We start from the raw sequence: 26,307 nt of genomic DNA on the forward strand, positions 1-26,307 counted from the left end.
GCAGCCTCCCAAAGAGAGGGCATTCGCGCAGCTGATGAAGATTCAGTCGATGGGCTCCGGGCAACACTTCATCGTGTTAGTGCACGGAGCACAGCCTCCTGACCGAGCATTTGAACAGGATGTACAACATTGAAAAGCGGTCCAATAAAAATTCTGGTCGCAAAATACCCAGAATTTGCCGGTGAGTCAAATCTGCGACCCTCGCACTACTCGTGGTGCAGGGTGATGCAGTCCAGCCCGCCGCTGCCGCGCAGCAGGGCCTCCGCCTGGTTCAAGCCGTCCCGTCGGTTGCTGGCAGCCTGCCCCACGAAATAGGGGGTGAGCCCGGCCACCTCGCGCTGCAACCAGGCGGCGAACACTTCATTGAGGGGGGTTATGCTGGCGGCATTGGTGATGTAGAAGGGCTGCTGACGGGTGCCCATGATGCCGTTCATCCAGTTCACCGGCCGTTTGCCCACGCTGAAGGCGCCCGGGGTGGCGATGGGGGTCAGGCCGGCATCGCTCAGTTGCTGATGGATAAGGGCATGGATCTTGTGCCAGCGCTCGCCCTGCTGGCGCAGGTCGGTCACGCTCTTGGCCAGTTCCTGCCGCTCGCTGTCGCTCAGGGTGGCATCGCTGGCCAGCACCTGCTCGATCAGCGCCGCGCTGGCGGCGTGATCATTGAAGAGGATGCGGCCATCGGCCAGCGGGCGCATGGCCATGTCGAGGTGGAAACCGGGCTGGGCCAGGATCACCAGATCCCGCTCGGCCACCTTGAGCTCCTGCGCCATCAGGCGCTGGCTGATGGCCATCATGGCGAGGAAGCGGCGGGTCTGGTGCGCTTGCTCGGCCCCGGTCAGCCCAGTTCGCTGATAGCCGCCGGCCTGCAACATGCGGCCAAGCCGGGTCAGGGTGGCGGTATCGGCCGTCAGCGTCTGCAGCGCATCGGTTATCTGCTCATCGCCGAAGTCGGCGTGCAGTTCGGCGGTTACCACCAGCCCTGCGTACTCCCGTTTGAGCTGGGCCAGCAGGTCGAAGGAGGCCGGCAGCGGCTGGCCGTGGATGGCGCGATAGCGCTCGGCGATGCGCTCCCCCTGTTGAGTGCTCAGAAACATGCGCTGCTCCGCCGCCTGGCGGGTCGCCCAGTTCACCTCGTACTGAGCCAGCTCGGCCTTGGCGCGCGCGGTTCTGGCAAAGGCATGGCGCTGCGGTTCATCCAGCCCCTGTGGCAGCAGGTTGGCCGCCTCCAGCAGGATGAGGTCCACCTCGGTGTCATGGCCCTTCTGGAAGGTATGAGGGCTGCCCAGCCACTCCTCTTCGCTGAGTTGCAGCCGAAACTCGCCGTCGCGCTCCATCTTCTGCTGGCGGGTGGCGATACGCTCGCTATCCAGCCGGCTGTGGTGCAGGGTGGTTTGCAGCAGGGCGTCGCGACCGATCAGGGCATAGGGGGTACCGTCTGGGCGCTGGCCGGTCAGCATGTTGCCGCCATCGATGATGGAGAAGGTGGGGATGAGCTCGCGTCCCTGCGCCTCGGCGAAGCTGTTGGCCTGGGAGAGCATGTAATCATCCAGCCCCTGGGAATCCTGGCTGCCGAGGCTGTGGTGCCCCTCCTGCTCGGCCTCCGGGCTCTGCTCGGTGAGGGCGGTGACGAAGGCGTGGTAGCGCCCCTTGTCGGCCAGCGGCGCCAGGGGACGGAAGACGAGGGCACCATCGCGCGACAGCCACATGTTGTCCTCGGTCCAGGCGTACATGTCAGCGTGGGTGCTGACCGAAAAGCCCTGCTCCCTGCCGATCTGCTCCAGCTCCGCCACCAGTTCCGGCTCGGTCTGGAGGGGCAGGTGGAGCTGGTGGATCCGGTTGCCCAGATCGTCCTGGGCCAGCTGGAAGCTGCGCTCGAGGGCGGGGGAGTGCTGGCCGTTAGTGAGGGCGGGGTCGTCCGGGAAGAGCAGAGGGGCCGCCATGGCCGAGTGGAACCAGAAGAGGCTGGAGATGGCGAGTGCCACACCGGTTTTGCGCATGATGATGTCCTGTTGTTATGGCGGGTTGGTGCCCGCAAGCCTGAACGTCGGCGTACGGCGCTGCGCCGCACGCTTCGGATGGAAACCATAAGGGGCTCGCCAAGAACCACAAGGGCGCAAATCTGAATTGACTTTTAACCCAGGCTAAACCGCGTTGAATATAGTCACTTGATGACAAACGAGTCTTTTTTGATGCTGTTTATTTCCAGCAAAAACAGGGTGTTGCACTATTTCAATTGTCGATAGCGAGGCCGGTTCGGATATTTCAAATCGGTGTCGTACGAGCCGTTAAATGCGAAGTTTTTAAGTGAGTAAATCGCCGGTGCGGGTCGGCAAGGTCAGCGGGAGGGGAATAAGCAGGGGGAAGCACAGGGGCCAGCCCCCTTGACGAAGGCTGGCGCCGAGCCAGGGAGTGCCGTTACTCCCTTGCTGGCAGCAGCCAGGCCGCCGCCTGATAGGGGGCAAAGGTGGCGGCGGGCTGCCCCGGGTAGTTGCTGATCAGCAGGGGGGCACCTGCCTCCACCTGGTCAAAGTGCGGCATGACCAGGGGGTGGTCAGTGAGGTTGGCAAGCAGCAGCAGGGTGTGCCGTTCTCCACTCGCCGGATCCTGCCAGCAGCGGCGATAGCCGATGCGCTCCGGGTCGTCCCCATCCAGTAGCTCGAAGTCACCGTGGCGAATGACGGGGTGGGCCTTGCGCAGGGCGATGAGCTGGCGATAGCAGTGAAACGGCGAATCGGGGCGGGCCAGCTGCTCGGCGGCGTTGATCTCTAGGTTATTGGTGTTGAGGGCAATCCAGGGGGTGGCCGTGCTGAAGCCCGCGCTGGGGCCGGCATCCCACTGCATCGGGGTGCGGGCGTTGTCGCGGCCGATAGCATCGAGGCGGCGAGCGAGCTCGGCAGGGTCCAGCCCCGCCTGACTGGCGCGGTAGTTGATCGCCTCCACATCGCGCAGCTCTCCCGGCTGCCAGTGGCGGTTGGTCATGGCGAGCTCCTCCCCCTGATAGATGAAGGGGGTGCCCTGCATCAGATGCAGCACCATGGCCCACAGTTTGGCGCTGGTTTCCCGCCACTTCGGGCTGTCGTCGCCAAAGCGGGAGACGGCGCGGGGCAGGTCGTGGTTGCCGAGAAACAGGCTGTTCCAGCCCCGCCCGTGCAGCCCCTGCTGGTGGCGGGCCATGGCCCATTTGAAGGCGAGGGGGTCGAAGCGGGATGACCACTTGTCCTGCCCCAACCCCAGGTGCTCGAAGTTGAATACCATGCTGAACTCGCTGCCATCGGGGTTCGAATAGTTCTGCATATGGGTGAGGTCCGCTCCCCAGGTCTCCCCCACCGTGATGATCCCCTGGCCGCCGAAGCTCTCGGCATTGAGCTCGCGGATATAGTCGTGCAGACGGGGGCCGTTGCTCATGGCGAGGGGCGACCAGCTCTTGCTGACCATATCTATCACATCGAAGCGAAATCCCTTTACTCCTTTGCCCAGCCAGAAGTGGATTACCTCTGCCATCTCGACCCGCACCGCCGGGTTGTCCCAGTCCAGATCGGCCTGACTCGCGTCGAAGTTGTGCAGGTAGTAGCAATCCAGCGCCGGCACGTATTGCCAGCCGCTACCGCCAAAAATCGAGGTAACCGGGTGGGCATCGACGAAGGCCTGATCGCGAAACACGTAATAGGCCTGATAGCGGGGGTCGCCTGCCAGCGCCTGCACAAACCACGCGTGCTCGGTGGAGGTGTGGTTGGCGACGATATCCATCATGATGCCGATGCCGTGAGCGGCCGCCTCGGCGATCAGCTGCTCCATCTCGGCCAGGGTGCCGAAGGCGGGGTCGATGGCGCGGTAGTCCGCCACGTCGTAGCCGTTGTCCCGCTTGGGGGAGCGATAGAGGGGGGTGAGCCACAGCATGTCGACCCCCAGGGTGGCCAGATAACCGAGACGCTGGCGGATGCCGTTGATGTCGCCCATGCCGTCGCCGTCGCTGTCCTGAAAGCTCATGGGGTAGATCTGGTAGATGACGCAACTATCGAGATCGATGTCGGGTGTGTGGAGAGGTTGCGGGTTCATCAACTGGGCCGGTTGGGGGAGGATAATGTCTATCTTACGCAGATGCGCGGGAAGTCAACAGGGCAGTGAAAACCTTGAAAAGGGTTCCATTGGTGGCTGATTGTCAGAAGTGAGGGGAGGATCACAACTGGGCCATCCCGAGCCACGGGGGGGCGGGATGGCACGGTACCCAGCGCGGATGCCGGGCAAGGAAAGCAGGCTATTGGGCGACCTTGGCCTGTTCGCTGCGCTGTTCCAGCTGGCGCTCTGCCTTGTCTTGCTGGCGCTCGGTCTGGGCTTCCAGCTCCTTGCCAAGGAAGTAGTTCAGGAAGGTGCGGATCACCGCGATGATGGCGAGGCGGATCAGCTCCTCCTTGCTCGGTGCCACCGTGGTGGCCAGGATGTCGGCGGCGAGCTGGAACTCCAGCGCCAGAATGAGCCAGCTGCCGAAACAGAGCCGGATGTGGGGAAAGCCCGGTTCATGATCCCGCACCCGCGCCGCCAGCCAGAGGGTCTTGCCCAACCCTATCACCACGCAGGCGATGGAGATGATCTCCAGCAGCAGCTGGAACAGCTCGACCCCGTGCATCATGCCCTCTCGCAGGCTCGCTATCTCAAACACTCGGATCACCTCCCTGATTCAAAAGAGGACACTATTAACACATCGCTCGGCAAAGGCCAAATCCGGCTCAGGCAAGCAGTTTGAATTCAATGACATAGAGCGGCGGCAGGGTGGGGTAGATGTCACGGATCACCTGTTTGAGCTCAGGCAGGGTCATGTTCTCCTGACGGGCGTGCTCGTCATTCAGTTCATCGAAGGCGACCGCCTTGACCGAGAGCACCTCTATGGTGCCAAAGGGCTGGTGCTCCGGGTTGGTGAACAGCGCCAGGCGCTGGCCGGGTTGCCAGTTTGCCTCGCTCTCGTCGCGAATGGTGATGGTCTTGCGGCCGGCCTGGATGTCGGCGACGAAGCGGCTGAAGAAGGTGAACTCGGGATTGGTTGACATGGCACTCTCCTGACAGGGTGAATCGAAATGGGGTGGATTGAAATCAAAGGTCGAGATAGGCGCGCAGCCTGGCCAGATCGGCGATGACGGGGCCGTCGGGGCCATCGGCGACGATACCCTGTTCGATCAGCTCCTTGAGGGCACGCCGGTAGACCCGCTCCGTGGTGCCGAAGCGCGCCGCCTCGTGGGCCCGCTTGCGCGAGCCGAGCATGGGGGTGCGCTGGCGCTCGCGCCACAGCTCGAAGGCGATGTTGTAGGCGATAGGGTGCAGCAGCCGGCTGGTGGTGATGTCCAGGGTATCCAGATAGTCGCTGGCGAGCGCCGCGGCGAAGAAGAGGGTCAGCTCGGGCTCGGCCAGCAGCCGCTTGGCCAGCTTGTCGGCGCAGATGACGTCGGCGTCCAGCTCGGTCTCGGCCACCACGCTCCACTGCACCGGGGTGGCGCTGAAGAACTCCATCTCGCCGAAGATCTGCTGGTGGCACTCGATTTCGCCGAGTTGAAACAGCCGCCCCGAGTGCACCGCACTGTTGAGGGAGATGCGACCCTGGGCCACCAGATAGAGGTGCTCGCACTGCTCTCCCTGGCGCATGATGGGTTCGCCCGGCAGGTAGCGGCGAGAATAGAGGGTGCAGGCCGTCAGCGCCGCGGCAAAGCGCGGTTCGAGAGCGGCAAGCTCGGCGTGAAAGCGACCGAGGGGGTAGGGTTGTTGCTGCATGGGGAAGGCCCGGCTTGACGAGGGTCATGAGGCTAGCAAGGGCGGGGGCTGGATGCCAGCGCTGGTGCCCCCGAATGTGCCGGGCGTAACGTTTTGCCGGGGCCTTTGCGGCCCCGGCAGACCCGCTCTATTGGGTCAGGGCGTGGAGGGCCGCGGCGATGGCCAGCCGCTCGCCGGTCATCATGGCGGCTTCGCTGGCTGCGTAGTCGCTCACCCCCGCTTGCACGTCCTGCTCGAAGGCCACCACGTTGCAGAGCACGGCGGCCACCCGCACCTTGCGCAGGCGCCCGACGGCGAGCAGGGAGGCGCTCTCCATGTCCGCCCCGAGCACACCGCGGGCGTGCCAGTAGCGACACACCTCCTGCTCGTCATCCCGGTAGAAGCTGTCGTGGGAGCGCACCAGCCCGTGCCAGTGAGGCTGGCCACTGGCGCCGAGATGGGCGAGCAGAGCGGCCTGTAGGCGGATGTCGGCGCAGGCGGGGTACTCAGGCGGCAGATAGGCCTGCGAGGCGCCTTCGCTGCGCACCGCCCCCTCCACCACGATGAGATCCCCCAGCGCGATCTCATGCTGCAGGGCGCCGGCGGAGCCGACCCGGATGAGGGCGCGGGCACCCGCCTGCACCAGCTCCTCCAACGCGATGACGGCGGAGACGCCGCCGATACCGGTGCTGCACACCGTAATGGGTAGCCCCTGATAGCGGCCGTTGATCAGGCGAAATTCCCGGTGCTGGCCCAGCACGTCACACTCATCGAGCTGGCTGGCGATGCGGTCGACCCGGGCCGGGTCGCCGCACAGCACCACCCGTTCGGCGATCTGATCCGGGCGGCATTGCAGATGGGGTAGCAGGCTCATGCGATCACTTCCTGTTGCGGACGTTTGGCGCTGACCATCCAGAGGCGTGTGCCGTTGGCGGCGATGAACAGCAGGATCAGGTACTCAAGGGACATGGCATAGACCCCCTGGGCAGCGTAGACGCCGATGCTGATGATGTTGATGACCACCCAGAGGATCCAGTTCTCCACGTACTTGCGGGTCATCAGGATCTGGGCCACCACGGAGAGCACCGTCATGCTGGCATCCCAGAAGGGGAAGGCATCGGGGGAGGGCTCGGGCGTGGCGAGGTTGGCGCCAAACAGGTTGAGCAGGGCGACCGAGGTGCGTGCCAGGGCGGCGAAGACCGGGTCGATATAGAGGGTCAGCAGGGCGATGGCCAGCACGCTCACGGCGGCGGTGGCGACGAGCTTGGACTTGCTGAGCCAGCGGATCTGCAGGGTATCCCCCTGGGCATTGGCCGGGCGGGTCCAGGCGTACCAGCCATAGAGGTTGGCGCAGAAGAAGAACAGCTGCAGCAGCAACAAGCCGTAGAGCTGGATCTGGAAGAAGATGATGGCGAACAGGCTGACGTTGATGAGCCCGAACAGGTAGTTGATGGTCTTCTCCTGGCTGGCGCACCAGATGCAGGCCAGCCCGAACAGGGTGCCGACGGCTTCGATCCACGACATGGCGTAGCCGCCACCCAGCGGTATGGTCACCAGGGTGTGATTGATGCTGAACCACTCGAATATGCTCATTTTCATTTCCTTGGAAAATAGGGGGGCGTGAACCGGGCCTATTCTAGGGGCGGCGTGGGGGTGTTTGCAGGACTTTTGTCCGTGCAGGGCCGAGCCACCTCAAAGAATGGACAAACCGCAAGCAACTTTAGGCCCCCGATGACACCCTGATATGCGATGATGCCCTGCCCTTTATTGACATGTCACAAAATGGGGATGAATGGGCTGTGGTCTGATGGAATCCCCCCGCTGCGGTCGGGGTGGTGTTGAACGAAAGGAGCGAGCGTGAATTCCGAGTTGGTCTGGGTCCTCTGCATGCTGGTGGGCGCCATTTATCTGTTTGTGAGCAACAGGGTCCGCATGGACGTGGTTGCCTTGCTGATCATCATACTGTTCGTGCTGAGCGGCACCCTGACCCTGCCACAGGCGCTGGCGGGGTTCAGCGATCCCAACGTCATCCTGATTGCCGCCCTGTTCGTGGTGGGGGAGGGGCTGGTGCGCACCGGCATCGCCTATCAGGTGGGGGACGCACTGGTGAAGGTAGCCGGCAGCAGCGAGACCCGATTGCTGGTGCTGCTGATGGTGGCGGTCGCCCTGCTGGGGGCCGTGATGAGCAGCACAGGGGTGGTGGCCATCTTCATCCCTGTGGTGCTGAGCGTGGCGAACCGGATGGGGATCCCGGCCGGCCGGCTGATGATGCCGCTCGGCTTTGCCGGCCTCATCAGCGGCATGATGACCCTGGTGGCGACGCCGCCCAACATGGTGGTCAACAGCGAGCTGATGCGCCACGACATCCACGGCTTCGGCTTCTTCGGCTTCACCCCCATGGGGGTCATCATCCTGGGGATGGGGATCCTCTACATGCTGCTGATGCGCACCTCCCTGGTACGTAGCGAGGAGGAGGGCAAGCACAAGCAGAGCGGGCGCAGCACCATGCGCGATCTCATTCGCGACTATCGGCTGGCCGGCCGGGCGCGCCGGCTGGCATTGCGGCCCGATTCCCCCCTGATCGGCCAGACCCTGGACGAGCTGCAACTGCGGGCCCGCTACGGGGCCAACGTCATCGGGGTGGAGCGCTGGCGCAAGTTCCGGCGGGTGATGGTGACCGTCTCCGGGGTGACCGAGTTCCAGGCCAAGGATGTGCTGCTGATCGACATGTCCGACCCCGAGGTGGACGTGCGCGAGTTCTGTAGCGAGGCGCGACTCGAGCCCATGATCCTGCGTGGCGAATACTTCTCCGACCAGGCACGGGAGGTGGGCATGGCGGAGGTGTCGCTCATCCCGGAATCCCGCCTGCTCGGCAAGAGCATCCGTGAGGTGGCGTTTCGCTCCCACTACGGCCTCAACGTGGTGGGGATCCGCCGCGCCGGCGAGGCGCTTGGCGGCAAGCTGGTGGACGAGGCGCTGCAGATGGGGGATACCCTGCTGGTGGTGGGCAACTGGAGCCTGATCCGCCTGCTGCAGACCCACAGCCGCGACTTCCTCTTGCTGGGGCTGCCGGCCGAAGTGGACGAGATGGCGCCGGCCCGCAGTCAGGCCATTCACGCCCTGATCGCGCTCGGGGTCATGATAGTGCTGATGGTGACCGATCCCGTGCCCAATGTCATCGCGGCATTGATCGCCTGCCTGCTGATGGGCAAGTTTCGCTGTATCGACATGGAGAGCGCCTACAAGTCCATCCACTGGCCGACCCTGATCCTCATCGTCGGCATGCTGCCCTTCGCGCTCGCGCTGCAACAGACCGGCGGGGTGGATCTCATCGTCGGCGCGCTTATCTCGACGGTGGGGGAGATGGGGCCGCGGGTGATGCTGGCCAGTCTGTTCGCCCTGTGCGCCGTCATCGGGCTGTTCATCTCCAACACCGCGACGGCGGTACTGATGGCTCCGATCGCGCTCGGCACGGCCCAGCAGATGGGGGTCTCCCCCTATCCGTTTGCCATGACCATCGCCATCGCCGCCTCGGCGGCCTTCATGACGCCGGTCTCCTCGCCGGTCAACACCCTGGTGCTGGGCCCTGGCAACTACAAGTTCGTGGACTTCGTGCGCATCGGCGTGCCCTTTACGGCGCTGGTGATGGTGGTGAGCGTCATCGCCATCCCCTGGTTCTTCCCGTTCTGACGGCACATATGACATGGCGGCCTGCGGGCCGCCTTTTTATTGCCCGCAGTAATCTGACATGAAAAGGACGGCATTAAGCGAAAGCCGGGCATGAGCGCCGTCGCAGAGGAGAGCACAAGGCCCAGCTGTTGATACATGGGAGGGGTTGCAGACGTGCGATGGCATGGAGAGGGGAAGAAGAGTGGCAAACGCCGGATACAAAAAAACCAGCCTGGGCTGGTCTATTTGGTACTGCTTTCGATGGTGCGGAAGGAGAGACTCGAACTCTCACGCCTAGGGCGCCAGAACCTAAATCTGGTGCGTCTACCAATTTCGCCACTTCCGCAAGAGTAATGGTGGCTATGACGGGATTCGAACCTGTGACCCCCGCATTATGAGTGCGATGCTCTAACCAACTGAGCTACATAGCCGTCTTGTGCACGACTCGCGTCGAATACAAGTAAAAATGGCTGGGGTACTAGGATTCGAACCTAGGGATGGCGAGATCAAAACCCGCTGCCTTACCGCTTGGCGATACCCCAACAGTGTTCTTTACAATCAGATGATTGAAGGAACGTTTTTCAAAATGGTGGCTATGACGGGATTCGAACCTGTGACCCCCGCATTATGAGTGCGATGCTCTAACCAACTGAGCTACATAGCCGTTTGTTGTCAACCACTGGGTGGAAGAGAACAGAATGATGGCTGGGGTACTAGGATTCGAACCTAGGGATGGCGAGATCAAAACCCGCTGCCTTACCGCTTGGCGATACCCCAACAGCAATGTCTGACAGAAACTATCAAACATCTTTTTAAAAATGGCTGGGGTACTAGGATTCGAACCTAGGGATGGCGAGATCAAAACCCGCTGCCTTACCGCTTGGCGATACCCCAAAAACAATGTCTGACAGAGTCTATCAAACATCTTTTAACAATGGCCGGGATACCAGGATTTGAACCTAGACACATTGACGAGTTCAACACCCATCACTGCTTCCCTTGACCTGTCACCAACACCTTAGTGTCGACAACTGAAATAATGGCTGGGGTACTAGGATTCGAACCTAGGGATGGCGAGATCAAAACCCGCTGCCTTACCGCTTGGCGATACCCCAACTAGAGATGGTGGCTATGACGGGATTCGAACCTGTGACCCCCGCATTATGAGTGCGATGCTCTAACCAACTGAGCTACATAGCCAACCTTGCTTCCAGTGCCTCGTTGCCTCGTCACTGTGCGGGCCGAATTATGCGTATCTGGCTCTGGGGCGTCAACCCTTTTTTTGTCTGAAAAAACGAATTTGAGTGCGTTTGGCGAGTTATTGGTCGCTGTCGCGCAAAAGCCCAACAATCTGGTTTTTTTTACGACATATCCGGCAGATAGGTGCTTGGGCCAGATAAAAAAAGAGGCCAGCAAATGCTGGCCTCTCATGGGATTAGACGTTGAACAGGAAGTTCATGATATCGCCATCCTTGACGATGTAATCCTTCCCTTCGGCGCGCATCTTGCCCGCTTCCTTGGCGCCTTGCTCACCCTTGTAGGCGATAAAGTCTTCGAAGGCGATGGTTTGGGCACGAATAAAGCCTTTTTCGAAGTCGGTGTGGATCTTGCCCGCGGCCTGCGGGGCGGTGGCGCCCACCGGAATGGTCCAGGCACGCACTTCCTTCACGCCGGCGGTGAAGTAGGTCTGCAGCTTGAGCAGCTCGTAACCGGAGCGGATCACCCGGTTCAGGCCCGGCTCTTCGATGCCCAGATCCGCCATGAACTCGGCGCGATCTTCGTCATCCAGCTCGGCGATGTCCGCTTCGATGGCGCAGCAGACCACCACCACGACGGCGTTCTCGGCGGCGGCGATTTCACGCACCTGATCCAGGTAGGGGTTGTTCTCGAAGCCATCTTCCGCCACGTTGGCGATGTACATGGTGGGCTTGAGGGTCAGGAAGTTGAGGTGGCTGACGGCGGCCAGCTCGTCCTTGTCCAGCTTCATGCCGCGGATCATCTGGCCGTCTTCCAGTGCCACCTTGATCTTCTCCAGCACTTCCACTTCCAGCTTGGCATCCTTGTCGCCGCCTTTGGCGCGCTTGGACTGGCGGTTGATGGCGCGCTCGCAGGCATCCAGATCGGAGAGAGCCAGCTCGGTGTTGATCACCTCGATGTCGTCAGCCGGGGAGACCTTGCCCGCCACGTGAACGATGTTCTCGTCCTCGAAGCAGCGCACCACGTGACCGATGGCCTCGGTTTCACGGATGTTGGCCAGGAACTGGTTGCCGAGGCCCTCGCCCTTGGAGGCACCGGCCACCAGGCCGGCGATGTCCACGAATTCCATGGTGGTCGGCACAACGCGCTGCGGATTGATGATGGCCGCCAGCTGGTCGAGGCGGGGATCCGGCATCGGTACCACGCCGGTGTTCGGCTCGATGGTGCAGAACGGGAAGTTGGCGGCTTCGATGCCGGCCTTGGTCAGCGCGTTGAACAGGGTGGATTTGCCTACATTGGGCAGGCCCACGATACCGCATTTAAAACCCATGGATTGTTACCTTACTTGATGGATGCTGTTGAGGGCCGCAGAACCTGTCCACGCTCTTGCTGCGAGGCTGTGATCAAGGCTCATGTGCTGCTCGCTTATGTGAAACCAAGAGCGCTCACGTATGACTATACGCTCCGGTTCCTGCGCTGCGCTTCACCTTGCTGACGACCTCTCGTCACAGTGCGTGGACAGGTTCTTGGGCGACCCTGTCATATTGTGCGAGCCTGACGCGTGTCAGGCATCTCTATTCAGACTTTCTCGGCCTTGAAGCTGTGCAGCCGGTTCATGGCCTTGGTCATGTCCTGCTTGAACAGAATGTCGGTGGCGCGCAGGGATTCGTCCAGCGCGGCGTCGATCAGGCTCTGCTCGCTGCTGGGCGCCTTGGTCAGCACGAAACCGGCGACCAGCTCCTTGGCGCCCGGGTGACCTATCCCCAGCCGCAGCCGGAAGAAATTGTTGTTGTTGCCCATCTTGGCAATGATGTCCTTGAGGCCGTTGTGGCCGCCGTGCCCGCCGCCCTGCTTGAATTTGGCGATGCCGGGGGGCAGGTCCAGCTCATCGTGGGCTACCAGCATGGCTTCCGGCTCGATCTGGTAGAAGCGGGCCAGCGCGGTCACCGCCTTGCCGGAGAGGTTCATGTAGGTGTTCGGGATGAGCAGGCGCACATCCTGGCCATCCACCTGAATGCGGGCGGTGTGGCCGAAGAACTTGGGCTCTTCGCGCAGGCTGACATTGTGCCAGCGTGCCAGTTGCTCCACATACCAGGCGCCCGCATTGTGGCGAGTCTTGGCATATTCCGGGCCGGGATTGCCCAGCCCCACGATCAGTTTGATTTGGCTTGTCACGCTTGATTTCTTCACTCGCTGCTTGCAATGGGCCGACTGCCCAGGGCAATGGGACGCAATATTCTAGCCGCCGACTGGCGATCACTCAACCAAAGCTCGGCCAGTGCTGGGGAAAAGCGGGGAACCGGTGGCCAACGTCAGCAAAACGGGCCCCAGTGCGGGGCCCGTTTTGTGGCTTGCCGGCGGAGGCCGGGTTACTGCGCGGCACGCGCCAGGGTGACCGTCTCTTCGTCCAGGGCGGTCAGGGTGGGGCGCGCATCGCGCACGTAGACAACGAAGGAGGCGGCGTCGGTGCCGCAATCCACACCGCTCGCCTTGCAGTCAAGCTGATGACCGGCGGCATAGCGGGCGCTGAGCTGATCGCCGCGCTGCTCCACCCGCTCGACCGGGAAGCCGGTCAACTTGCCATCCTGCCAGGCAAGATCCAGCCGCTCGGCTTGCTGCGCCTGGGCGCGGGCCAGCGCCTGCCAGCCATCGTTGCCGTTGGCGCTGTAGGCGTTCATCACCACCCGATAGCGCTGGCTGTCCACCAGATCCTGCCACTGGCCGTCGGCATTCTGCCACTGCAACTGGGTCAGGGCGCCGCCCTTGCCCGGGGTGGTCTCGGTGAAGGTGTAGCGCAGGTGGCCGCCGTAGGGGAACTTGCCGGCGTGGGCGCTGGCGGGCAGGGTGGCTGTGATGGTCTCGGTCAAGAGGGCGCGCACATCGGCGCCGGTCAGGGTCAGCACCGAGAGCTGGTTCTTGAATGGCAGCAGGGTGAGTGCGGCATCCCCTTCGCGCAGCTCGCCGGCCGGCAGATCGGCGCGCACGCCGCCCACCGCCAGCAGGGCGAAGTGGACCGGACCGCCGGTCAGCGCCTGCACCGCCGGGGTATTGGCCCAGTAATACTGCCCTTCTGCCACTAGCGGGGCGACGTCGGAGCCGTGGCTGTCGCTGCCGTTGTCGCCGGGGCGGCGGGCATTTTGCAGGGCGGCCGGGATGGTGGCGATGACGGGGCCGAACGCCTGCTCCAGAGCGGGCTTGTAGTGGCTGTCGATGATGCCGCGCAGGCGCGGATCCTCGTCCACGGTCACCAGATTGGGCTGGGCGTCGATGAACTTGCCGGCCTGCTTGCTGCGGGTTTCATCCAGTGTCTGCTGGCGAGCCGGGTCGGCGAAGAAGTCGCGGCTGGCCAGCAGCTGGTTCTGACCCTGACAGGCGATGACCCGACCCTGGGCGTCGAAACTGACCCGGGCCAGCCCGATGGCCTGGGCATAGGAGCCGGCCTGTACCACGCAGGTCATGCCGACCCCGTCCGGGTTGGTGACCAGCTGTGCATATTCGCCGGTGTTGCCCCAGCCGATGTTGCGAAAATCGCCGAGCAGGCTGTGGGAGTGGCCGCCAACGATGGCGTCGATGCCGTTCACCTTGGCCGCCAGCGCCAGATCCCGCTGGTTGCCGATGTGGGTGAGCGCCACTATGTGGTCGATGCCGTGCTGGCGCAGCAGATCCACCGTGGCCTGGGCCGAGGTGACTTCATTGCCGAACCGCAGCTTGCCGACGTTGGGGGAGATGTTGGCCATGTCCTCCAGCACCAGCCCCATCACGGCGACCAGTTGCTTGCCCTGGGGCAGGTTGTTGATGTCGGTGACCGGGCTCTTCTGGTTGCCGTCGAAGGCGTAGATGACGAACGGCTTGAGGTTGGCGGCGTGGCGCAGATCCGGGTCGTCGCGGGTATCCAGGTTGGCGGCCAGCACCGGGAAGTTGACCCCCTTGATGAAGCGGGCCAGCTTCTGGTTGTCCAGATCGAATTCGTGGTTGCCCAGCGCCATGGCGTCGAGGCCGAACTGGCTCAGCAGCTCGGCGTTGGCCATCCCCTCGTTGAGCTTGAAGTAGCCGCTGCCCTGCCAGGCATCGCCGCCATGCAGCAGCAGGAGCGGCTGGTTCTTGGCCAGCGCGTCGGCCTGGAAGGATTTCGCCATGGTGAGCAGGCGCGGATAACCGCCGAAGCGGGTGTAGAGAGTGTCGGTCTCCCCCTGCTTGCCAAAGAGAGGCCCCTTCAGCTCGGCGTTGACCGGGTCAAACTGGGAGTGGGTGTCGTTCATATGAGCCAGGGTCAGCACGAAAGGCTGGTTTTCATTGTTGGGCTGACAGGCGAACAGGAAGCTGCAGAAGGCGAGGAGCAGCAGCGGGCGCAAGCGATTCATGGAACAATCCTTAACCTGCGACGGGGCAGGGCAATACCGGGTGTAACTGGGACTAGAAAGACAAAAACCGCCAGCTGGCGGTTTTTGTCACAACAGGGTCTATCAATGCTCAAACATGGCAGAGATGGACTCTTCGTTGCTGATGCGGCGAATGGCTTCGGCCAGCACGGAAGAGAGCGTCAGCTGCTTGACCTTGTCGACCGCCTTCATCTCCGCGGTGAGCGGGATGGAGTCGGTGATGATCAGTTCGTCGATCACGGAATTCTTGATGTTCTCCACGGCGGAACCGGAGAAGACCGGGTGAGTGGCGTAGGCGAATACACGCTTGGCGCCGCGCTCTTTCAGGGCTTCTGCGGCTTTGCACAGGGTGCCGCCGGTGTCGATCATGTCGTCGACGATGATGCAGTCGCGGCCGGCCACGTCACCGATCAGGTGCATGACCTGGGAGACGTTCGGGCGGGGACGACGCTTGTCGATGATGGCGATGTCGGTATCGTCCAGCAGCTTGGCGATGGCACGGGCACGTACCACGCCGCCGATGTCCGGCGACACGACCACGGGGGATTCGAGGTTCTTGGACTTCATGTCTTCCAGCAGCACCGGGCTGCCGAACACGTTGTCGACCGGGACGTCGAAGAAGCCCTGGATTTGCTCGGCATGCAGGTCAACGGTCAGCACGCGATCCACACCGACGCTGGAGAGGAAGTCGGCGACGACCTTGGCGGTGATGGGAACACGGGCGGAGCGGACGCGGCGGTCCTGACGGGCATAGCCAAAGTAGGGAATTACGGCAGTGATACGGCCAGCTGAAGCACGACGCAGAGCATCCACCATCACGATCAATTCCATCAAATTGTCGTTGGTCGGGGCACAGGTGGATTGAATGATGAAGATATCGCCACCACGTACATTCTCGTTGATCTGTACGCTGATCTCGCCGTCGCTAAAGCGACCTACGGCAGCATTGCCGAGTTTGATAAACAGGCGATCTGCGATCTTCTGGGCTAGTTCCGGCGTTGCGTTACCAGCAAACAGCTTCATGTCAGGCACGGTTTGAAACCTCGGGGTTGCATCCAGTATGTGGGGAGTCTGATTAGACCCTTATCGTTTGGGGGCAAACGATTTATCAAGTTGACGGGTCAGACCACTATAGGCTGCTTTCAGGTCAGGTGCCCACGTTACATGCGGCAAGCCGGTTGAGCGTCGTGCTGGTCGACGCCCCGTCATCCATGATGACCAGTGACCTTCCCGAAGACGACAGGGTAACGATGGGTGCTGCAACCGGCGAGGGGGAGTGTGCACTCCCGGCAAGACTGCTGCGGCAGGTGAATCGATATACCCTGTTCGATGTTCAGGAGATGGCTGGGGTACTAGGATTCGAACCTAGGAATGGCGAGATCAAAACCCGCTGCCTTACCGCTTGGCGATACCCCAATCACTGACTTGTTGCAATGTAGCGAAGAGTGGTGATATGTTCTCGCCCTTGGCGACAAATCCATCCCACTCTCTCGGCACTTTTGCCAACACTTCCCGAGCAGCCACTTCGTCTTCAAACTGAGCAAAGACGCAGGCTCCTGTGCCCGTCATTCTTGACGGCGCGTATTCTAGCAACCAGCCGAGCGCATTGGCAACCTCGGGGTGGCGCTTTTTCACCAGCAATTCGCAATCGTTTTTCCACTCCCCTTCCAGCAGATTGTGCAATGCCATTTTCGGGGTATCTCTGGGCAGGTCCGGATCCTGGAACACGGCGGCGGTCGCTACATGGCAATCGGGCTTGAGCACCAGATACCAGGCGCTCGGCAACTCGACCGGCTGCAGCCGCTCACCGACCCCCTCGGCAAAGGCGGCCTTGCCGCGCACGAACACCGGCACGTCGGCGCCCAGCTGCACGCCGAGCTCGGCCAGCTCGTCTTCGCTCAGGCCGGCTTGCCAGAGGTGGTTGAGGGCCACTAGCGTGGTGGCGGCGTCCGATGAACCACCGCCGATGCCACCGCCCATGGGCAGCACCTTCTCCAGCCTGATATGGGCCCCCTGCGGGCTCGGCAGCCTGGCCTGCAGCAGACGGGCGGCGCGTATGATCAGGTTCTGTTCATCGGGCACGCCGGGAATGGCCGGGCTCAGGGTGAGCCTATCGCTGGCCGGGATCACCTCGAACTCGAGCCAGTCGCCGTGGTTGAGGAAGATGAACAGGGTCTGCAGCTCGTGGTAGCCGTCCGGGCGACGGCCGTTGACGTGCAAAAAGAGATTCAGTTTGGCCGGAGCCGGCCAGCGCATGGCGCTCATGGGGGAGTCCTTGTCGATGGCCGCCATCAGCGGGTGATGGTCCACTGGTTGATCTGCAGCTTGAGGCGGCTGCCCTGGCCGGTCATGGTGAGCAGGTGCGGCAGGCGATAGCCGTCCTGATCCCGGTAGTCGCCATAGACGATCTGCCACTGGCCGTCACGCACGCTGGCCAGACTGCGGTCGGGGTTGAGTTCGAACTGGGCCTCGCCCGGCAAGCCCTTGATCCACGCCGGCAGCCCGGCCACCGGAATGTTCCAGCCGGTGAGCTGATAGACGAGCGCCTCGGCATCCTGGCTCTGGTGCGGGTTGCCCTCGTTGTCGATCAGGGTGATCTCGCCCTTGCTGCGGGAGAGCTCCAGGATGTGGGTGCCGATCAGGCTGGTGAGGTTGAGGCGATAGTCGTCGCCATCCTGCTGCCAGTTGACCCGGGCGCTGCCCTTCTGCTGGGCGGTGATGATGGCCATCTTGCCAGACAGCTGCCAATGGGTCAGTTGCTCGAGCCGGGTACGCTCCTGCTGCCAGTTGACCTGATCGCGCTGGGGTTGGGTGGTGGCACAACCGGCTAGCAACAGCAGGCAGCCAAGGGTGAAAAGACGCAACAACAAGGTCATGCTCCGGAAAAGGTGATTTGGCACAGTATACGGGGGGGTCGTATCGCTTTTAAAGACTTACCCTTTCTCGTACAATTGGCAGCCTTTACTCCCTGCGCACAGATACGATCCACGCCCACTCATGAGTTTGCTTGCCCTCGGAATCAACCACAACACCGCCAGTGTCGCCTTGCGGGAGCGGGTCGCCTTCGGCCCGGACTGCATCGATCGCGCCTTGCGTGAACTGGTCGCCCAACCTGGTGTAAGCGAGGCGGTGATCGTCTCGACCTGCAACCGCACCGAGCTTTACTGCAGCCTGGAGCAGGGGCAGGGCGAGCAGGTGTTGCAGTGGCTGCAGCGGTTTCACGATCTGGATGCCGCCGAGGTGGTCTCAGCCATCTACCGGCATCAGGACGAGGAGGCGGTCCGCCACCTGATGCGGGTGGCCTGCGGGCTCGACTCCCTGGTGCTGGGAGAGCCGCAGATCCTGGGGCAGATCAAGCAATCCTATGCCCATGCCCAGCAATCCGAGGCGGTGAAGGGGGCGCTGGAGCGTTTGTTCCAGAAATCCTTCTCGGTGGCCAAGCGGGTGCGCACCGATACCGAGATCGGCGCCAGCGCAGTGTCGGTGGCCTTTGCCGCGGTGAGCCTGGGGCGGCGGATCTTCTCCGATCTCTCCCAGACCAAGGTGCTGCTGGTCGGCGCCGGCGAGACCATCGAACTGGTGGCCCGCCACCTGCGCGAGCAGAACGTCACCCAGATGATGGTGGCCAACCGCACCCTGCAGCGGGCCCAGCTGCTGGCCGAGGAGTTCGGCGCCCAGGTGATGACGCTCGAAGAGATCCCGGACTACCTGCACGAGGCGGACATCGTCATCAGCTCCACCGCGAGCCCCCTGCCCATCATCGGCAAGGGCATGGTGGAGCGGGCGCTCAAGGCTCGCCGCTTCAGGCCCATGTTCCTGGTGGACATCGCCGTGCCCCGCGACATCGAGGCGGAGGTGGACGAGCTCTCGGACGCCTATCTCTACACGGTGGACGACCTGCAGGGCATCATCGAGCAGAACCTCGAGACCCGCAAACGGGCCGCCGCCGAGGCTGAGCTCATCGTGCAGGAAGAGCGCGATGACTTCATGGGCTGGTATCGCAGCCTCCACTCGGTGGATCTCATCCGCGATTACCGCCACCAGTCCCAACAGGTGGCCGATGAAGAGCTGCAGCGCGCCCTGCTGGCTCTGCAGCAGGGCGAGCCTGCCGAGCAGGCGCTCAAGGCGCTGGCCCACCGCCTCACCAACAAGTTGATCCACGCACCGACCCAGGCCCTGCGCCAGGCCGCCGCCCAGGGGGATCACCACCAGCTGGCCCAGTTGCGCCAGGTGCTGGGGTTGTCACAAGAGTCATAGTTTGGGGGCGATCACCCGGTCGTCCCGTCCTCCATCGAGAACACAAGATTTATGAACCCGTCACTGATCAGAAAGCTGGAAGGCCTCATCGAGCGCCACGAAGAAGTACAGGCCATGCTCGGCGAGCCGGACGTGGCCGCGGATCAGGATCGCTATCGCGCCCTGACCCGGGAATATGCCCAGCTGGAAGATATCGTTCACGCTTTCCAGCAATTCCGCCAGGCCGAAGAGAACCTGGACGCCACCCGCCAGATGCTGGAAGAGGAGGATGCCGACCTGCGCGAGATGGCGCAGGAGGAGCTGCCGCTGGCCAAGGCGACCTTCGAGGAGCAGGAGCAGGCGCTGCAGGTGATGCTGCTGCCGCGCGACCCCAAGGATGACAACAACTGCTATCTGGAGATCCGCGCCGGCGCCGGTGGTGACGAGGCGGCGATCTTTGCGGGCGATCTGTTTCGCATGTATTCGCGCTATGCCGAGCGCCAGGGCTGGCGCGTCTCCATCGTCAGCTGCAACGACGGCGAGCACGGCGGCTACAAGGAGGTGATCGCCAAGGTGGAGGGCGAGCACGTCTACGGCCGCCTCAAGTTTGAATCCGGTGGTCACCGGGTGCAGCGGGTGCCGGAAACCGAATCCCAGGGGCGGGTGCACACCTCCGCCTGTACCGTCGCCGTGCTGCCGGAAGTACCGGAAGCCGAGCAGATCGAGATCAACCCCTCGGATCTGAAGATCGACACCTTCCGCGCCTCCGGGGCCGGTGGCCAGCACGTCAACAAGACCGACTCCGCCATCCGCATCACCCACCTGCCCACCGGCCTGGTGGTGGAGTGCCAGGACGAGCGTTCCCAGCACAAGAACCGCGCCAAGGCGATGTCGGTACTCTCCGCCCGTCTGCAGGCGGCCGAGGATGAGCGCCACCGCGCCGCCGAGCAGAGCACCCGTCGCAACCTGGTGGGATCGGGGGATCGCTCCGAGCGCATTCGCACCTACAACTACCCGCAGGGGCGCCTCTCCGAGCACCGTATCAACCTCACCCTCTACCGCCTCGGCGAGATCATGGAAGGGGACCTGGACTGCGTCATCAACCCGATGATCCAGGAGTACCAGGCCGATCAGCTCGCCTCCCTGGCCGAGAGCAACTGATGCAGATCCAGCAGGCTCGCGCCCACATCATGGCGACCCTGGCAGGGGGGGAATCCCCCCGCGCCGATGCCGATGCGCTGCTCTGCCATCTGCTGGAGTGCCGGCGCAGCTACCTGATGACCTGGCCGGAGCGCGAGCTAAATGCCGCCCAGCAGGCGACCCTGCAGGGCTGGCTCGAACGCCGTCTCAATGGCGAGCCCATCGCCCACCTGATTGGCGAGCGGGAGTTCTGGTCGCTGCCGCTGAAGGTGAGCCCCGCCACCCTGATCCCGCGCCCCGACACCGAGGTGCTGGTCGAGCAGGCGCTGGCGCGGCTGCCAGCAGGTCCCTGCGCCCTGCTGGATCTGGGCACCGGCACCGGCGCCATCGCATTGGCGCTCAAGTCGGAGCGACCGGATGCCGATGTATGGGCGGTGGACAGGATGCCGGCAGCGGCCGCCCTGGCCCGTGTCAACAGCGCCGCACTGGGTCTGCCCATCGAGGTGCGCGACGGCAGCTGGTTTGAGCCGCTGGTCGCGCCCTCGTCAAGCCAGGCGCCGCACTTTGCGATGATCGTCTCCAACCCGCCCTACATCGACGGGGCGGATCCGCACCTCGACGAGGGGGATGTGCGCTTCGAACCCCGCTCCGCCCTGGTGGCGGACGAGCAGGGGCTGGCGGATATTCGCCTCATCGTGACCGGCGCACCGGCTCATCTGCTGTCGGGCGGCTGGCTGTTGCTGGAGCATGGCTGGCAGCAGGGGGAGGCGGTGCGTCAACTCCTGCTGCAACAGGGCTACGTGCAGGTGGAAACCGTGCGCGATTACGGCGATAACGAGCGGGTGACCCTGGGGCGGCTGGCTCGGTGATGATGACGGGCGGGCCGGGCCTGCCTCTGTTCAAGGACACGTTATGTATTTTGCTATCAAACATCTGCACCTGCTGCTGATTGGCCTGGCCGTGCTGATGTTCATGTTGCGCTTTTATTGGCTGCAGACCGGCTCGAGCCGCGCCGCCAGCGCCCGTACCCTTCGGTTGAGCGGCTGGCTCAACGGCCTGGTGGTGCTCTCAGGCGTGCTGCTGTGCATGGTGCTGGATCTCAATCCGCTCAACAACGCCACCCCCTGGCTCAGCGAGAAGCTGACCGCCATCTTGGTGGTGGCTTTTTTGGCCATGATGGCACTGCGCCTGGCCCGCAGTAACGGCATCCGCTGGTTTGCGTTTCTGGGAGCCCTCGGCTGGCTCTTCTTCATCGCCAAGCTGGCCGTCTACAAGCAGGCCAGCCTGTTCGGTTAAGGATGATGACGATGATACGCGTAGACGAATGGACCGATTTCGAAGCCCATGACATCGCCGAGCTGGCGCTGTCGGTGAGCGACGAGATCCATGGCATCAGCGGCCGCGGGACGGCGGAGCTGGCCCGGCTCGACGCCTGGCTGGACGAGGCCATCGAGGAAGGGGATTGCGACCAGGTGCGCCGTCAGCTGCTACAGGGCTTCTACCAGACCTTAGGGTTTCACGGCGACTGGCAGGACTACTTCTCGGTGGCCAACTGCGATCTGGCCCAGGTCCTGGCCCGCAAGCAGGGCATTCCGGTCAGCCTTGGCATCCTCATCATCCAGCTGGGGCGCAAGCTCGGGCTGGACGTGGAGGGGATCTGCTTCCCCGGGCACTTCCTGGTGAGCTTCGCCGGCAGCGAGGGAGAGGTCTATGTGGACCCCTTCACCGGCGATGAGCTGAGCCTGCACCACATCGAGCTGCTGCTGCGCGGGGCCCTCGGCAATCTGGCCACCCTCACCTCGGATCACCTGCAGCCTGCCGGCCAGTGGGAGATCATCGAGCGGCTGCTCAACGTGAGCAAGGGCGCCCTGCTGCGGGAAGACCGGATGACAGAGGCGCTGCGCTGCAGCGAACTGCTGCTGCGGATGAAGCCCGGCGACCCACTGGAGACGCGGGATCGCGGTTTCATCTACGAGCAGCTCGACTGCCCGCGCTTTGCTGCCGACGATTTTGAGTACTTTATTGAACAGTGTCCGGACGATCCGGTGGCCGACGTGCTGAAAGCCCAGCTGGCCGCCCTGGATCTGAGCCCCAAGCCCCTCCACTGAGGGGCTGACGGCCCCGCTGCATGCGAGGCCCTGGCCGAATGAAGAGTCCCATGCCGCTGCATGCAAGGCCTGGGAGATGCAACAGACGAGTATCGAGGCCGCGCAGCCCTGGGCTGTGCGGCCGGATGTGGATTCAAGCCCTGCAAGCCCTTTTACCTAAGGAAGCCTGAGATGGAACAGAAGAATATCAAGGTCAATGGCATCGACGTCGCCAACGACAAACCGTTCGTGTTGTTCGGTGGCATGAACGTGCTGGAATCGCGCGACATGGCGATGGCCGTGTGCGAGAAGTACGTGGAAGTGACCTCCAAGCTGGGTATCCCGTTCGTGTTCAAGGCGAGCTGGGACAAGGCCAACCGCTCCTCCATCCACTCCTACCGCGGTCCGGGTCTGGAGGAGGGGATGAAGATCTTCCAGGAGCTGAAAGCGACCTTCGGCATGCCGGTCATCTCCGATCTGCACGAGCCCCATCAGGCCAAACCGGTGGCCGAGGTGGTCGACGTCATCCAGCTGCCCGCCTTCCTGGCGCGCCAGACCGACCTGGTGGAGGCCATGGCCCGCACCGGCAACGTCATCAACATCAAGAAGCCGCAGTTCCTGAGCCCAAGCCAGATGAAGAACATCACCGACAAGTTCGAAGAGTGCGGCAACGATCGCCTGATCCTGTGCGAGCGCGGCGTCAACTTCGGTTATGACAACCTGGTGGTGGACATGCTGGGGCTGGGGGTGATGAAGAAGAGCACCGGCGGCTACCCGGTCATCTTCGACGTGACCCACTCCCTGCAGTGCCGTGACCCCATGGGCGCCGCCTCCGGCGGTCGTCGCGAGCAGGTGGCCGAGCTGGCCCGCGCCGGCATGGCGGTGGGCCTGGCGGGTCTGTTCATCGAATCCCACCCGGACCCCAAGGTGGCCCGTTGCGACGGCCCGAGCGCGTTGCCGCTGGAGAAGCTGGAAGGCTTCCTCAAGCAGATGAAGGCTATCGACGATCTGGTCAAGGGCTTCGAGCCGCTCGATACTTCCATCTGAACCTGGCCCACGCTGGCCCCATAAAAATGCCCCGCACTGCGGGGCATTTTTGTTTTCGCGCTGTTTTTATTTCCTGGGCCAGCATAAATCAATCGCGGAATAAATACATCCTGGTTGCTATGGTGTTAATGTTGTTAAATCTGTTGTGTGATTGATGTCTATTAATTGCTTCTTTCAACATGTGAAAGTAGCCCCTGTTGTGATGAGGGAACGGCACGAACCGGGCGAGATAATCCATATTTCGTCACGGCTTGCTGCATGCGTATTTCTGCCATGACACATCTCATTAAACTGACAGGACGTTAAGAATGCAGAAAAAAATAGTCAGCAGCCTGTATTTTCAGGTGTTGTTAGCGATCACCCTCGGAGTCATCCTGGGACATATATATCCCGACCTCGGAGCGGACATGAAACCGCTCGGAGATGGCTTCGTCAAATTAATCAAAATGATCATCGCCCCGGTTATATTCTGCACCGTGGTGACCGGCATTGCCGGCATGGAGAGCATGAAAGCGGTGGGCAAAACCGGCGCCATCGCGCTGCTCTATTTTGAAGTGGTCAGCACCATCGCCCTCATCATCGGGCTGTGCGTGGTCAACCTGCTGCAACCAGGGACGGGCATGAACGTCGACCCCGCCACGCTGGACGCCAGCGCCATCTCTGCCTACGCCGAGCAGGCCAAGACACAGGGCATCATCCCCTTCCTGCTGGACGTGATCCCGGGCAGCGTGATCGGCGCTTTCGCCAGCGGCAATATTCTGCAGGTACTGTTATTTGCGGTGCTGTTCGGCTTCTCTCTGCACCATATCGGCGAGAAGGGAAAGATGATATTCAATGTCATCGACAGCTTCTCCCAGGTTATTTTCGGGATCATCAACATGATCATGCGGCTGGCGCCGGTGGGTGCATTTGGTGCCATGGCATTTACCATCGGTAAATATGGTATCGGCTCGCTGGTTCAGCTCGGACAATTAATCGCCTGCTTCTACATGACCTGCCTGCTGTTTATTTTCCTGGTACTGGGCTCTATTGCCAGAGCGAATGGTTTCAGCATCCTGCGTTTTATTTCCTATATTCGGGAAGAGCTGCTGATCGTGCTTGGTACATCCTCTTCTGAATCTGTATTGCCGCGCATGCTGGTCAAGATGGAGGCGCTCGGTTGCAAGAAGTCGGTGGTGGGGCTGGTGATCCCGACCGGTTACTCCTTCAACCTGGACGGTACTTCCATCTATCTGACCATGGCGGCCATCTTCATCGCCCAGGCCACCAACACCCCGCTCGATCTGTTCCAGCAGATCACCCTGCTGGTGGTGCTGCTCATCTCCTCGAAGGGGGCGGCCGGGGTGACCGGCAGCGGCTTCATCGTGCTGGCAGCTACCATCTCGGCGGTGGGCCACCTGCCGCTGGCCGGGCTGGCGTTGATCCTCGGCATCGATCGCTTCATGTCGGAAGCCCGCGCCCTGACCAACCTCATCGGCAACGGGGTGGCAACCCTGGTGGTGGCCCGTTACTGCGATCAGCTCGACGAGCAACAGATGCACGAGGCGCTGAGCAACCCGCCGCAAGCCGTCAAGGTGGATCAGCATTGAGCCACCGATATCTGCGCCGTGCGCTGCCAACCTGTCGAGCAAGGGCAGTCAACGGGGGTGGGTGAATTCAAGCCATAAAAAAAACGGCCCGTTTGGGCCGTTTTTCATGATACCGGTTGCTGCAGAGCGACTTACAGGCTCTGGGTGAAGGTGCGGGTCACCACGTCACGCTGCTGTTCCGGGGTCAGTGCGTTGAAGCGCACGGCGTAGCCGGAGACACGGATGGTCAGCTGCGGGTACTTCTCCGGGTTGGCGATGGCGTCTTCCAGGGTCTCGCGACGCAGGACGTTGACGTTCAGGTGCTGGCCACCTTCGACGGCCGGCTCGGCCTGTACCGGCAGTTCACGGTATTCGAACTGGCCCAGGTCGGAGAGGCTGACTTCCTGATCGGCGGCAAAGGCATCACCCTTGGCGCAGATGCAGCGAGCCTGTTGCTTCTCTTCGTCCAGCAGCCAGAACGAGTTCAGCAGAGCGGCGTTGGCAGACTGGGTGATTTGGATGCCCTTGATCATGGTATGACTCCTCATAGGAAAGCGGATTCAACTGTAAGGACATTACCCTGATGTATTTAAACCACCGGGATGATTTAAAGGGCCCTTGCCTTACACCTTTACTTTGTTGGGTCATATATACCACGATGGTAATATTACGAAAATTGATCTAAATCAAAAAATACGCGATCTGTGTGAATGCGAAGGGATTAAATTATTGAGATTAATCAAAAATAGGTCATTTTTATGATTATGAAAGATATCCAAATTATGCATCTTTCATTAATTAAATCTAGTAATTTAACTACATCTTTTCATGTTCCAGCCCGCTCGCAGCTGGATTCGCCATACAGTAGGCGAAGGGGATAAGCCAATGATGGGGATACGCCAAAGAGGTGAAGGAGAGGCTTAACCAAGGATAAAGAGGGCGATGGGGGTCGGCAGGCGAGCGGGAGAGTGGCCCAACCATCGCCAGACGAGGCCATGGGGAGTCACGTGGGAGTTCGGTGCCGACCTCTTGCTCACCCGAAGATGGCCAGCAGCGACCGAAAGGTGAGCGCGGTGGCCACGGCTTGGCCGGGAGAAGGAACCCGCAGGGGCATCCTGGTTGCGTCTTGGGGGCTGGCCCCCTATCCTGAGCCCCTTGCTGCATTAATGGGGGCAGGGGGCGCGTGCTGGCCGATTGGCCTGCGTAAAAAGCAAGGTGACCCCGGGCCTGCCGTATTCATCGAGGATG

The 26,307-nt window shown here is 62.2% G+C and carries 22 protein-coding genes and 9 tRNA genes; 8 read left to right on the forward strand and 23 right to left on the reverse strand.

All coding sequences use genetic code 11. The features are described 5' to 3' along the window. Positions 1-206: 206 nt before the first annotated feature. The 7 genes from AB5Y94_RS13335 to pnuC form a co-directional block, all read right to left on the reverse strand. Entirely contained in the window at positions 207-1,997 is a 1,791-nt protein-coding gene (locus AB5Y94_RS13335; protein WP_368205751.1) for a hypothetical protein, read from the reverse strand. 418 nt (positions 1,998-2,415) lie between these two features. Next, positions 2,416-4,056 (reverse strand): alpha-glucosidase, encoded by a 1,641-nt coding sequence (locus AB5Y94_RS13340; protein WP_368205753.1) that lies wholly within the window; start codon positions 4,054-4,056, stop codon positions 2,416-2,418. Positions 4,057-4,255: 199 nt separating this feature from the next. Beyond that, the gene (locus AB5Y94_RS13345) at positions 4,256-4,657 is read right to left on the reverse strand and encodes a DUF1622 domain-containing protein (RefSeq protein WP_043171172.1); all 402 of its coding nucleotides are present in this window, start codon (positions 4,655-4,657) and stop codon (positions 4,256-4,258) included. Positions 4,658-4,724: 67 nt separating this feature from the next. Continuing rightward, on the reverse strand, positions 4,725-5,042 hold the full coding sequence (gene yqfB, locus AB5Y94_RS13350) for a N(4)-acetylcytidine aminohydrolase (protein WP_216988621.1): 318 nt from the start codon (positions 5,040-5,042) through the stop codon (positions 4,725-4,727). 43 nt (positions 5,043-5,085) lie between these two features. Then, positions 5,086-5,757, reverse strand: coding sequence for a Crp/Fnr family transcriptional regulator (locus tag AB5Y94_RS13355; protein ID WP_368205756.1), 672 nt, complete (start codon positions 5,755-5,757; stop codon positions 5,086-5,088). Positions 5,758-5,884: 127 nt separating this feature from the next. Continuing rightward, complete coding sequence (locus AB5Y94_RS13360; RefSeq protein WP_368205758.1) at positions 5,885-6,610, reverse strand: nucleoside phosphorylase; 726 nt, start codon at positions 6,608-6,610, stop codon at positions 5,885-5,887. Further along, a complete protein-coding gene (gene pnuC, locus AB5Y94_RS13365; protein ID WP_010633219.1) occupies positions 6,607-7,329 on the reverse strand; it encodes a nicotinamide riboside transporter PnuC in 723 nt (240 codons plus the stop codon). Before pnuC ends, AB5Y94_RS13360 begins: the two co-directional genes overlap by 4 nt. A 264-nt stretch (positions 7,330-7,593) precedes the next feature. Between pnuC and AB5Y94_RS13370 the strand changes: the two genes are divergently transcribed. After that, the gene (locus AB5Y94_RS13370; RefSeq protein ID WP_368205760.1) at positions 7,594-9,426 is read left to right on the forward strand and encodes an SLC13 family permease; all 1,833 of its coding nucleotides are present in this window, start codon (positions 7,594-7,596) and stop codon (positions 9,424-9,426) included. A 241-nt stretch (positions 9,427-9,667) separates the two neighbouring features. Here the strand turns inward: AB5Y94_RS13370 and AB5Y94_RS13375 are convergent. The 15 genes from AB5Y94_RS13375 to lolB all read right to left on the reverse strand — a co-directional run bounded on the left by AB5Y94_RS13375 (position 9,668) and on the right by lolB (position 17,857). Further along, positions 9,668-9,751 (reverse strand) — tRNA-Leu (locus AB5Y94_RS13375). An 8-nt stretch (positions 9,752-9,759) separates the two neighbouring features. After that, positions 9,760-9,836: transfer RNA gene (locus AB5Y94_RS13380), tRNA-Met, on the reverse strand. A gap of 36 nt (positions 9,837-9,872) precedes the next feature. Next, positions 9,873-9,947: transfer RNA gene (locus AB5Y94_RS13385), tRNA-Gln, on the reverse strand. A gap of 45 nt (positions 9,948-9,992) precedes the next feature. After that, positions 9,993-10,069, reverse strand: a tRNA-Met gene (locus AB5Y94_RS13390). Positions 10,070-10,107: 38 nt separating this feature from the next. After that, a tRNA-Gln gene (locus AB5Y94_RS13395) sits at positions 10,108-10,182 on the reverse strand. Between the two features lie 42 nt (positions 10,183-10,224). After that, positions 10,225-10,299: transfer RNA gene (locus AB5Y94_RS13400), tRNA-Gln, on the reverse strand. A gap of 146 nt (positions 10,300-10,445) precedes the next feature. After that, positions 10,446-10,520: transfer RNA gene (locus AB5Y94_RS13405), tRNA-Gln, on the reverse strand. A gap of 8 nt (positions 10,521-10,528) precedes the next feature. Then, positions 10,529-10,605, reverse strand: a tRNA-Met gene (locus tag AB5Y94_RS13410). A gap of 235 nt (positions 10,606-10,840) precedes the next feature. Next, positions 10,841-11,932: a redox-regulated ATPase YchF gene (ychF, locus tag AB5Y94_RS13415; protein ID WP_005298458.1), complete on the reverse strand. Its 1,092-nt coding sequence runs from the start codon at positions 11,930-11,932 to the stop codon at positions 10,841-10,843. A gap of 248 nt (positions 11,933-12,180) precedes the next feature. Continuing rightward, positions 12,181-12,777, reverse strand: a complete 597-nt coding sequence (gene pth / locus AB5Y94_RS13420; RefSeq protein WP_368205761.1) for an aminoacyl-tRNA hydrolase — start codon at positions 12,775-12,777, stop codon at positions 12,181-12,183. A 194-nt stretch (positions 12,778-12,971) separates the two neighbouring features. Beyond that, positions 12,972-14,963 (reverse strand): bifunctional UDP-sugar hydrolase/5'-nucleotidase, encoded by a 1,992-nt coding sequence (locus AB5Y94_RS13425; protein ID WP_368205762.1) that lies wholly within the window; start codon positions 14,961-14,963, stop codon positions 12,972-12,974. 102 nt (positions 14,964-15,065) lie between these two features. Beyond that, positions 15,066-16,013 carry a ribose-phosphate pyrophosphokinase gene (locus AB5Y94_RS13430; RefSeq protein WP_005298464.1) on the reverse strand — a complete coding sequence of 316 codons (948 nt, stop codon included), beginning with the start codon at positions 16,011-16,013 and terminating at the stop codon, positions 15,066-15,068. A 309-nt stretch (positions 16,014-16,322) separates the two neighbouring features. Continuing rightward, positions 16,323-16,397, reverse strand: a tRNA-Gln gene (locus tag AB5Y94_RS13435). Further along, entirely contained in the window at positions 16,377-17,246 is an 870-nt protein-coding gene (gene ispE / locus AB5Y94_RS13440) for a 4-(cytidine 5'-diphospho)-2-C-methyl-D-erythritol kinase (RefSeq protein ID WP_026140914.1), read from the reverse strand. The genes AB5Y94_RS13435 and ispE overlap by 21 nt, the downstream gene beginning before the upstream one ends. Positions 17,247-17,272: 26 nt before the next feature. Continuing rightward, entirely contained in the window at positions 17,273-17,857 is a 585-nt protein-coding gene (gene lolB / locus AB5Y94_RS13445; protein ID WP_017765024.1) for a lipoprotein insertase outer membrane protein LolB, read from the reverse strand. 121 nt (positions 17,858-17,978) lie between these two features. On the opposite strand from lolB, the gene hemA reads away from it, so the two are divergent. From hemA to AB5Y94_RS13480, 7 genes are all read left to right on the forward strand, one after another. After that, positions 17,979-19,238, forward strand: a complete 1,260-nt coding sequence (hemA, locus tag AB5Y94_RS13450) for a glutamyl-tRNA reductase (RefSeq protein WP_005298470.1) — start codon at positions 17,979-17,981, stop codon at positions 19,236-19,238. Between the two features lie 51 nt (positions 19,239-19,289). Further along, the gene (prfA, locus tag AB5Y94_RS13455) at positions 19,290-20,378 is read left to right on the forward strand and encodes a peptide chain release factor 1 (protein ID WP_017785090.1); all 1,089 of its coding nucleotides are present in this window, start codon (positions 19,290-19,292) and stop codon (positions 20,376-20,378) included. Next, positions 20,378-21,226, forward strand: a complete 849-nt coding sequence (prmC, locus tag AB5Y94_RS13460; RefSeq protein WP_368205764.1) for a peptide chain release factor N(5)-glutamine methyltransferase — start codon at positions 20,378-20,380, stop codon at positions 21,224-21,226. The genes prfA and prmC overlap by 1 nt, the downstream gene beginning before the upstream one ends. 43 nt (positions 21,227-21,269) lie before the next feature. Then, complete coding sequence (locus AB5Y94_RS13465; RefSeq protein WP_010633227.1) at positions 21,270-21,653, forward strand: SirB2 family protein; 384 nt, start codon at positions 21,270-21,272, stop codon at positions 21,651-21,653. Positions 21,654-21,664: 11 nt separating this feature from the next. Beyond that, complete coding sequence (locus tag AB5Y94_RS13470) at positions 21,665-22,465, forward strand: SirB1 family protein (RefSeq protein ID WP_005298477.1); 801 nt, start codon at positions 21,665-21,667, stop codon at positions 22,463-22,465. Between the two features lie 171 nt (positions 22,466-22,636). Next, positions 22,637-23,491, forward strand: coding sequence for a 3-deoxy-8-phosphooctulonate synthase (gene kdsA, locus AB5Y94_RS13475; RefSeq protein WP_005298479.1), 855 nt, complete (start codon positions 22,637-22,639; stop codon positions 23,489-23,491). A 308-nt stretch (positions 23,492-23,799) separates the two neighbouring features. Continuing rightward, positions 23,800-25,080, forward strand: coding sequence for a dicarboxylate/amino acid:cation symporter (locus tag AB5Y94_RS13480; RefSeq protein WP_368205765.1), 1,281 nt, complete (start codon positions 23,800-23,802; stop codon positions 25,078-25,080). 131 nt (positions 25,081-25,211) lie between these two features. Here AB5Y94_RS13480 and grcA read toward each other — a convergent pair whose 3' ends face one another. Further along, the gene (gene grcA, locus AB5Y94_RS13485; protein ID WP_005298483.1) at positions 25,212-25,592 is read right to left on the reverse strand and encodes an autonomous glycyl radical cofactor GrcA; all 381 of its coding nucleotides are present in this window, start codon (positions 25,590-25,592) and stop codon (positions 25,212-25,214) included. Between the last annotated feature and the right edge of the window lie 715 nt (positions 25,593-26,307).

The sequence above is a fragment of the Aeromonas sp. s5 genome, from assembly GCF_040907865.1.
Classification (GTDB): domain Bacteria; phylum Pseudomonadota; class Gammaproteobacteria; order Enterobacterales; family Aeromonadaceae; genus Aeromonas; species Aeromonas dhakensis.